At 69.7% G+C, this 8832-nt stretch carries 9 protein-coding genes, 1 tRNA gene and 1 pseudogene; 8 read left to right on the forward strand and 3 right to left on the reverse strand.

Annotated elements, in window-relative coordinates; genetic code table 11:
• The first annotated feature begins 12 nt into the window (after nt 1–12).
• Nucleotides 13–768 (forward strand): hypothetical protein, encoded by a 756-nt coding sequence (locus Q1B08_RS10995; protein ID WP_299818285.1) that lies wholly within the window; start codon nt 13–15, stop codon nt 766–768.
• Nucleotides 769–984: 216 nt separating this feature from the next.
• On the opposite strand, the gene ettA is transcribed toward Q1B08_RS10995, so the two are convergent.
• Nucleotides 985–2640 carry an energy-dependent translational throttle protein EttA gene (ettA, locus tag Q1B08_RS11000; RefSeq protein ID WP_299818289.1) on the reverse strand — a complete coding sequence of 552 codons (1656 nt, stop codon included), beginning with the start codon at nt 2638–2640 and terminating at the stop codon, nt 985–987.
• Nucleotides 2641–2756: 116 nt separating this feature from the next.
• Here ettA and Q1B08_RS11005 point away from each other — a divergent pair, with 116 nt between their 5' ends.
• Nucleotides 2757–3356 (forward strand): nicotinate-nucleotide adenylyltransferase, encoded by a 600-nt coding sequence (locus tag Q1B08_RS11005; RefSeq protein WP_299818294.1) that lies wholly within the window; start codon nt 2757–2759, stop codon nt 3354–3356.
• A gap of 141 nt (nt 3357–3497) precedes the next feature.
• On the opposite strand, the gene Q1B08_RS11010 is transcribed toward Q1B08_RS11005, so the two are convergent.
• Entirely contained in the window at nt 3498–4343 is an 846-nt protein-coding gene (locus Q1B08_RS11010; protein WP_299818299.1) for a DMT family transporter, read from the reverse strand.
• A gap of 101 nt (nt 4344–4444) precedes the next feature.
• On the opposite strand from Q1B08_RS11010, the gene dacB reads away from it, so the two are divergent.
• The 5 genes from dacB to Q1B08_RS11035 all read left to right on the forward strand — a co-directional run bounded on the left by dacB (nt 4445) and on the right by Q1B08_RS11035 (nt 7701).
• Nucleotides 4445–5896, forward strand: a complete 1452-nt coding sequence (gene dacB, locus Q1B08_RS11015) for a D-alanyl-D-alanine carboxypeptidase/D-alanyl-D-alanine-endopeptidase (protein ID WP_299818302.1) — start codon at nt 4445–4447, stop codon at nt 5894–5896.
• Entirely contained in the window at nt 5893–6360 is a 468-nt protein-coding gene (locus Q1B08_RS11020; protein WP_299818305.1) for a TrmH family RNA methyltransferase, read from the forward strand. The genes dacB and Q1B08_RS11020 overlap by 4 nt, the downstream gene beginning before the upstream one ends.
• 28 nt (nt 6361–6388) lie before the next feature.
• On the forward strand, nt 6389–6955 hold the full coding sequence (locus tag Q1B08_RS11025) for a hemerythrin domain-containing protein (RefSeq protein ID WP_299818308.1): 567 nt from the start codon (nt 6389–6391) through the stop codon (nt 6953–6955).
• A 268-nt stretch (nt 6956–7223) separates the two neighbouring features.
• Nucleotides 7224–7445, forward strand: a complete 222-nt coding sequence (locus Q1B08_RS11030) for a hypothetical protein (protein WP_299818311.1) — start codon at nt 7224–7226, stop codon at nt 7443–7445.
• Nucleotides 7446–7624: 179 nt separating this feature from the next.
• Nucleotides 7625–7701 (forward strand) — tRNA-Met (locus tag Q1B08_RS11035).
• Nucleotides 7702–7792: 91 nt separating this feature from the next.
• On the opposite strand, the gene Q1B08_RS11040 is transcribed toward Q1B08_RS11035, so the two are convergent.
• A complete protein-coding gene (locus Q1B08_RS11040; protein WP_299818316.1) occupies nt 7793–7999 on the reverse strand; it encodes a hypothetical protein in 207 nt (68 codons plus the stop codon).
• Between the two features lie 621 nt (nt 8000–8620).
• Here Q1B08_RS11040 and Q1B08_RS11045 point away from each other — a divergent pair.
• Nucleotides 8621–8832 (forward strand): annotated as a pseudogene (locus Q1B08_RS11045) (IS110 family transposase); the annotation flags it as partial.

Consider the following 8832-nt stretch of genomic DNA (forward strand, 5'->3'; position numbering starts at 1 on the left):
AGGTCCCGCTCCATGTTGAACCTGCGTTCCGCCAAGCTGAAGCCGAAGCCGAAGCCGGAGGCTCTCGCCGACGCCGTCACGAACCCGGAAAAGGCGCGCGCGCTGCTCGCCCTGCTCGAGGCGGGGGATACGTCGAAGGTACCGCCGGAACGGCTGCGCGACTGGGCGAGCGATCTGGTGCGCACGGTCGAGCGTCAGAAGGCCGACGCGATGGCGCGCAAGACCGGGGCTCCCGTGCCGCGTCCGGTCGCGGCGGAGGCCGCGCCTCCGCGGGAGCCGGTCGCTTCGGTCGCGGCCGCCCCCGCAACGCCGGCGGCGGCGCCAAAGGTTTCGCCGGCGGCGCGGCCGGATCCGACGCTTCCGCAGCGCTCCCGCCTGTTCCGCAGCTCCGCGCCGAAGCTCGCGCCCAAGGCCGAGACCGAGGTGCCCCGTCGCGCGGCACCGGCGAAACCGGATGTGCCCGTCCGGCCCGTCATGGCCGCTCCGGCCACGGCGTCGCACCTGCCGCACGCGATGACGCCCGCCCCGTTCCGCAGCCAGCGCCACGCCGTCGCGGTCCGCTCCTTGCCGACACGCGCGGAGATACGGGTGATGGTGACCACGGCCGTCACCCCCGCGACGTTGTCCGACGAACATCCCGCCGTCATCGCGATGACGCTGTTCGGCAAGCCGTCTCTTGAACAGGCGGAGGCGCTTCGCGGCCTGCCCGGCGGCCAGGCGCGCGCCGTGCATCGGGCGCTGCGCCAGCTCGCCGCAGGGCCGAAGTGATCGGTCGCGACGGCCGCGACGACGACGGGCGGGAGGCGCGGCACAGCCGCCGACCGTGCCGTCGGGCCGCGACCCCGAGGGGGTAGAGGCAAACCCCCGTCACGGATCGCCCGGAGTTTCGCCGGGCGAGGGACGGACGAAAGGGGCCGCTGCCGTCCATTCCTTCGGACGCACCGGGAGGCGGGACCGCGTTCGGGGCGTCCCGCCGCAAGCGGCCTAGCGGCTGAACTTCTTGTACTTCATCCGCGTCGGCTCCATCGCGTCCGCACCGAGCCGGCGCGCCTTGTCCTCCTCGTAGGCCTCGAAGTTGCCCTCGAACCATTCGACATGGCTGTCGCCCTCGAAGGAGAGGATATGCGTGCAGAGGCGGTCGAGGAAGAAGCGGTCGTGGCTGATGACCACGGCGCAGCCCGCGAAGTCCTCGATCGCGTCCTCGAGCGCGCGCAGCGTCTCGACGTCGAGATCGTTGGTCGGCTCGTCGAGCAGCAATACGTTGCCGCCGTCCTTCAGGAGCCGGGCCATGTGGACGCGGTTGCGTTCCCCGCCCGAGAGGATGCCGACCTTCTTCTGCTGGTCCGGCCCCTTGAAATTGAAGGCCCCGCAATAGGCGCGTGACGCGATTTCCGCGTCGCCGAGCTTGATGAGCTCCGCCCCGCCGGAGATCGCTTCCCAGACGTTGTGGTCCGGATCGAGATCGTCGCGCGACTGGTCGACGTAGCTCAGCTTCACCGTGTCGCCGTATTCCACCGTGCCTTCGTCGGGCTGTTCCTGCCCGGTCAACATCCGGAACAGGGTAGACTTGCCCGCGCCGTTCGGCCCGATCACGCCGACGATGCCGCCGGGCGGCAGCGAGAAGCTCAGGTCGTCGATCAGGAGCCGGTCGCCATAGGCCTTCCGCAGCCCCTGAACCTCGATCACCTTCTGGCCGAGGCGCGGACCGTTCGGGATGATGATCTGGGCCTTGCCCACGCGCTCGCGCTCGGACTGGCCCGCCATCTCCTCGTAGGCGGCGATCCGGGCCTTGGACTTGGTCTGCCGGGCCTTGGCGCCCGAGCGCATCCAGGCGAGCTCGCGCTCCAGCGTCTTCTTGCGCGACTTGTCCTCCTTGGCCTCCTGCTCCAGCCGCTTGGCCTTCTGCTCAACCCAGGAGGAATAGTTTCCCTCCCACGGGATGCCCCGGCCGCGCTCGAGCTCGAGGATCCACGACGTGATGTCGTCGAGGAAATAGCGGTCGTGGGTGACGATCAGGATCGTGCCCTTGTACTCCATCAGGTGCTTCTGGAGCCACGCGATCGTCTCGGCGTCGAGGTGGTTCGTCGGTTCGTCGAGGAGGAGCATGTCCGGCGCCTCGAGCAGAAGCTTGCAGAGCGCCACGCGCCGCCGCTCGCCGCCCGAAAGGTTCGCGGGGTTCGCGTCGTCGGGCGGGCAGCGCAGCGCCTCGAGCGCGATGTCCACCTGGCTGTCGAGATCCCAAAGGTTCTGGCTGTCGATCTCGTCCTGGAGCTTCGCCATCTCCTCGGCCGTCTCGTCCGAGTAGTTCATGGCGAGCTCGTTGTAGCGGTCGAGGATCGCCTGCTTCTCGGCCACGCCCTCCATCACGTTCTCGCGGACCGTCTTCGACTCGTCGAGCACCGGCTCCTGCGGGAGGTAGCCGACCTTCGCGCCCTCGGCGGCCCAGGCCTCGCCCTGGAAGTCCTTGTCCTGCCCGGCCATGATCCGCATCAGGGACGACTTGCCGGTGCCGTTAACGCCCACGACGCCGATCTTGACGCCCGGCAGGAACGACAGGCGGATGTTCTCGAACACCTTCTTGCCGCCCGGATAGGCTTTGGACACGCCGTCCATGTGGTAGACGTATTGATAGCTGGCCATGACGAACTCCTCCGGAGGCTCGGGTGTGCGCGGCATGTATCGCGGGCCGGGAGCGGGGGCAATCCGGGGGCCGGCGGGGCTTGCCCGCGCGGGCAGGGCGCGGCTAGGTGCGGCGCATGCGCGCGGGTCTGCCCATCGCTCCGGCCGGAATGGTCGTCGGTCTGCTGGGGGGGTCGTTCGATCCGGCCCATGCAGGACATGTCCACATCACGCGGGAGGCGCTGAAGCGGTTGGACCTCGATCGGGTCTGGTGGCTGGTAAGTCCCGGCAATCCGTTGAAGGCGCGCGGTCCCGCCCCGCTCGAGCGGCGGATCCGCCATGCCCGCGCCATGATCCGAGACCCGCGCGTGGTCGTCACCGGCATCGAGGCCACGCTCGGCACGCGCTACACCGCGCGGACCATCGCGGCGCTGCAAAGGCGCTATCCCGGGGCGCGGTTCGTCTGGCTCATGGGGGCCGACAATCTCGCGCAGTTCCACCGCTGGGAGCAGTGGCGCGACATCCTCGCGCGCGTGCCTGTGGCCGTGCTGGCGCGGCCGGGGGAGGGGATCGCCGCGCGCACCTCGCCCGCCGCCACGATCTACCGGCACGCCTTCGTTCCCGCCGCCGCCGCGAAGGGGATCGGCCGACGGGCGCCGCCGGTCTGGACGTTCCTCGACATGCCGACGCACGACGCCTCCTCCACCTCGATCCGGGCGGGCGGCGGCTGGCGTTAGCGGGGGTGGTGGACGCCAGGGGCGGGGCGCTTCAGACCGTCAGCTCGCCCGGCGGCACGCCGGGCAGCCCTCGACCGCTCCACGGTACGGGATCCGTCCTGTCCGAATTGCGTCTGACGTCCGGTATCGACCCAATGGGCGTCAATCCCGCCGGAAAACGACCGTGCCGACCCCTGCCGCCACGAGGATGGCGAGGCCGGCGAGTGACGTCGCGTCGGGAAAGGTGTCGAACACGGCCCAGCCGAGGATCGTGGCCGAGATGAGCTGGGAGTAGACAAAAGGCGCGAGCACCGTCGCGGAGGTGCGGCGGTAGGCCAGCACGAGAAGAAGGTTGCCGCTCGCCGAGGCCGTGCCCGACAGGAGCACGAGGCTCGCGACGGGCGCGCTCGCCTCTGGCACCTGCAGAAGCCCCACCGGCAGAAGAAGGAGCGTGCCGATCGCCGACTGGCTCAGCATCAGCTGTCGCGGTGCCGCCACGTCCGAAAGCCAACGCGAGGTCGTCAGAAAAGCCCCGTAGAAAAGCCCGGCCAGCACTGCGAAGCCCAGACCCGGCGTCATGCCGAAGCCCGGCCGAACGACGAGGAGCACGCCGCAGAAGCCGCCCGCAAGCATGATCGTCTGCAAGGACGTCACCCGCTCGCCCAGGAAGCGGATCGACAGGACGTAGCTGAAGAGCGGCCCGACGAAGAAGGCGCCGAAGACGGTGGCGATCTCCTCGGTGCGGAGGGCCGTCAGGATGCAGGAAATGGCCGCCGCAATGAGGCCCCCGCGCAACCAGATGCGCCAATCACGGAAGACGGGCCAGTCGACGCGACCCCCGAGGATCAGGATGACGACGGCCGTGCCCACCGCGAAGCGGCTGAACGCGACGAAAAAGGGTGAGGCGCCGTGGGTCGCGGTCAGGAGTTTTCCCGCCGTGTCCCCCACCGGGATCAGCGACATGGCGACGAACATCATCGTCACCGATCCGAGGGTTTCGCGAGTCATGCGGCGGCCTAGCACCGGCGCAGGGGACGGAACAGGGCCGCCCCGGCTCTTCACATCTCGTTAACCTCCATGCATGAAACCGCCGGGACGGAGGTGCTGCGATGCAACGACGCTTCTTCATGACGGCGGCGCTGTCGACCGCGGCCCTGCCGGCCTGCGCGAACCCGCCCGCGACCTCCGCGCGCCCGGTCCTGAAGCCCGGCGACGCGCTGGCCCGGTCCGCCCCGGCGGCGGAACGGCTGGTCGGGGCGGCAGGTCTCGGCGGGCGGGTCGGCTTCGTCGTGGCCGACGCGCGGACCGGCGAGGTGCTGGAAACGCTGAACCCGATCCGCCCCTTTCCGTCGGCCTCCGTCGCGAAGGCTGTGACCGCGCTCTACGCGCTGGAGGCGCTGGGGTCGGACTTCCGCTTCCAGACCCGGCTCGTCGCGACGGGGCCGATCCGGGGCGGCCGGCTCGACGGCGATCTCGTGCTCGTGGGCGGCGGGGATCCGTCGCTCGATGCGGACGGGCTCTACGACCTCGCCGCGCAGGCCAAAGCGGCCGGACTGCGGGAGGTGAGCGGCCGGCTCCTCGTCGATGCCTCCGCGCTGCCGGCGATCGAGCGGATCGACCGGGCGCAGCCGGACCATGTCGGCTACAACCCGGCGGTCGGCGCCCTGAACCTGAACTTCAACCGGGTGAACTTCTCCTGGCGGCGCGCGGGCGGCGACTACACCACGACGATGGACGCACGGACCGGCCGCTTCCGGCCCGAGGTGGCGACGAGCGAGATCGCCGTCGCGAACCGTTCGCTGCCGGTCTACACCTACGACCGGCGCGGCGACATCGACAGCTGGACCGTGGCGCGGGGTCAGCTCGGCGGCACCGGTTCCCGCTGGCTGCCGGTGCGCAATCCGGACCTTTATGCGGGAGACGTGTTGCGGACGATGCTGCGCTCGAACGGGATCGTGACACCCGCGGCGCGGCGGGGCCGGGGGCAGGGAGCGACCATCGCGATCGGGCAGGGCGCGACGCTCGACCGGGTGGCGGCGTCGATGCTGAATCATTCGACCAACCTCGTGGCGGAATTGCTGGGTCTCACCGCGACGACGCGGCTCAGCGGTCCGCCCCGGTCGCTCGACGCATCCGCCGACGTGATGTCGCAATGGGTGGCGCAGCGAACCGGCGCGCGTCGGCCGGACTTCGACGACCATTCCGGCCTAAACGGCACCTCGCGCATCTCCCCGTCCGACATGGTCGGATTGCTGACCGCGCCCGGCGCGATGGCGCGGCTGCGACCGCTTCTGAAGGACATCACGCTCGAAGGCCCGCCGCGGCAGAGCCTGCAGGCGAAGACCGGGACGCTGAACTTCGTTTCCGGTCTGGCCGGCTATTTCGACGCGCCGACCACCGGGCGCAGCCTGGCCTTCGCGACCTTCGCGGCCGATACCGACCGTCGCGCGAAGCTGGCGAAGGACGACCGCGAGCGTCCGACGGGCGGACGCAACTGGAGCCGGGCGGCGCGCAGCCTGCAATTCGACCTCTGCGAGCGCTGGGCGGCCGTTCACGCATGAGCGCGCCCGGTCCGGCCATCGTGCTCGTGCGGCCCGAGATCGCGGGCAACACCGGCTCCGTCGGGCGGACCTGCGTCGCGCTCGACCTCGATCTCTGCCTCGTGCGGCCCTACGGGTTCGAGATCACCGACCGGAACGTGCGCCGGGCGGGGCTCGATTACTGGAAGCACGTGCGGCTGCACGAATACGACGATTGGGACGACTTCCTCGCACGCCGGGCGCCGCGCGCGGAGGCGCTGGTCCTGTTCGAGGAGTACGGCGCGACGAGTTTCCGCGACCGAACGTACCCGTCAGACTTCCACCTCGTCTTCGGGCAGGAGACGGTGGGCCTGCCGCCGCATGTTCTAGCGGGACGGGAGGATCGGCTGACGCGGATGCCGATGCGCTCTCCGCATATCCGCTCGCTCAACCTCGCCAATGCCGCAACGGCCGCGGCCTACGAGGCGCTGCGCGGCGTCTTGTGAACAGGGGCCGCCCCCCTAGGTGTTGCGCATGAACGAGACACCCGAACCCTTCGCCCTCGGCACGCGCGACGGCCTGCCCGAGGGGCTCGACGCCCTTCTGCGGCAGCATCCGCGCGAGGGGTGGCAGGCGCATCCCGAGTTCGGCGAGCTGACCCGGTTCTGGTTGGAACGGCACCTCGCCTTCCGGGAGATGCTGTCGCGGCTCGAGGCGGACGGACGGGCGGCCCAGGCCAACGACCTCGACCCGCAGGTCCACGCGCAGCGCCTTTCGCGTCTGGGTGGCATGTTCCTGGAGCACCTGCACGGGCACCATTCGATCGAGGACGCGGTCTATTTTCCGAAGCTCGTCGTCCACGCGCCGACGCTCGAGCGGGGGTTTGAGATCCTCGACGCCGACCACCATCGCCTGCACGACGAGCTCGACGCCTTCGCGAACGACGCGAACGCGGTGCTGCGCGGCGGCGGATCGGATGCGGTGGGCCGCCTGAACGAGGGGCTGGAGCGGATGCAGGCCTTCCTCGACCGCCACCTGACGGACGAGGAGGATCTGGTCGTCCCGGTGATCCTCGCAGTGGGCGAAGGCCGGCTGGGCTGAGGGCCGGGCGCGGCCGGTATCCGCCTCGTTCGCGCGAGGCCGAGCGTGCGCCCTGAGAAACCCGGCCTCGACGGCGCCCGGATACCGCTTGCGCGGCACGTCGCCGGCGGACGTATCTGCTGGTAGTGGACGGCGGCCCGGCCATCGCCTGTCGCATCGACCGCGGCTGCGGGCCGGCGGTCGCGATTCCGCGATCCGGTTCGCGGGCGGAATGCGACACCGGGCCGGATCTGACGTCGGTCTTCCGAGCAGCGAAGTCGGGAGCCCGATGCCACGTGACGCCTACGTCACGCTCGTCACCGACGACGCGTTCGCGGTCGGGGCGGTGACGCTCCTGAGGTCGCTGGAGCATGCGGGGGCGGCGCGGGACCGGGTCGTCCTCCTTCCCGGCGGGGTGGGGCGCGAGGCGCTCGCACGCCTGCGCCGGACTGGCGCACGGGGCTGCGCACGAACCTTGAGAAGATGCTGGCGTGCGATGCAGTCCCCCTGATCTGCCGTCGCAGGCCGCCTGTGCCCTTTGGAGGATGCAGAAAACGAAGTCGCACGCCCGTGAAACGATGAGGCGTAACGGCCCGTATCGAAGGCACTCAAATATCTCCAAGGAAGCGGATAAAAACATCGCAGATGCACTTGCGGTCGCCGGGGGCGGGCGTTATTGGGCGGGCATGGCGCGGGGTGGAGCAGTCCGGTAGCTCGTCAGGCTCATAACCTGAAGGTCGTAGGTTCAAATCCTACCCCCGCAACCAACTTCCGCGAAAATCGCAGAACCACGCAAGGCGTCGCGTTCAATTGGCGCCGATTGCGTAGCATCTCCAACAAGTTGCCCTCGATCTCCAGCTAGTGGCGATGGGCGTTGTCATCCCATTGCACGACGATTCTGTCGACGAGATCGTGCAGCTCGTCGGCGGCGCGCCCGGCCACGCTTTCCTTGGACAGCTTGGCCGCCAGCACCGCGACCGTCTCCCGGTAGAGCTTGGGCAGGCCGTCCGGAAGCTCGATTTCCGATGACGGCGCCGCACGGACGATCCCGGCCGGGAACGCCATGTGCGGCGCGGGCTCGCCCGCGGTTCCCGGTGCGCGACCCTGTCGCTTCGGGGCGATCACCCCCCGGTCACGGCGATCAGACGCCGGTCGCGCGCCGACCCCGACCATCCGCGCCGCCGCCCGGCACGAATGACCCGCGGCGATGCAATGCGTCTTCGCGTCCAGATCGTCGCGCTACACGAAACCTGTCGCTGCCCACACCCGACGGCTGACCGGGGTAGACCTCGAGCCCATTGGCCGGCTCCGTCGGGGGTAGTTACGACAATGCCCTCGTCGGGACGATCATCGGGCTGTTCGAGGCCGCGTTATTCGTAGGCTTGGCTCTGGGAAATCGGCAAACGCGGCGGGGTGGGATGAGCGGACTGGTTCAACAATCGACGCCCGCCCGGGCCCATCGGAAGCATCCCTCTCGCTGAAGCGGAGAGGAAGGCTCATGACCGACGAACCAGCCTCCTGTCTTCTTCGGATCGTCTATGCCGGTGATGCGGACGGCATCCCGAGAGCCTCCGGGGTGATCGAGCCCGATTGCCGGCGTGGGAGCCATCCGCGTTCTCGCTCGCCATCCTGAACAATTGACTGGGGCCGTTCCAACGGACCCCGCAGAACAGGAGCAGGACTACCATGCAGAACGTCTACGTCGGTGTCGACGTCGCCAAGAACTGGCTCGACATTCATCATCCCGAGCACGGCGCGCGCCACATCGAGAACACCCCTGCCGCCGCACGGGCCTTCGCCAGGTCCTGCGCGCGCGACGGCGCCTGGGTCATCTTCGAGGCCAGCGGTGGCTACGACCGCGTGCTGCGAGAGGCGCTCGAGGCGGCAGAGGCCAAGTT

Origin of the sequence: uncultured Jannaschia sp., assembly GCF_947494025.1 — a bacterium.
Classification (GTDB): domain Bacteria; phylum Pseudomonadota; class Alphaproteobacteria; order Rhodobacterales; family Rhodobacteraceae; genus Jannaschia.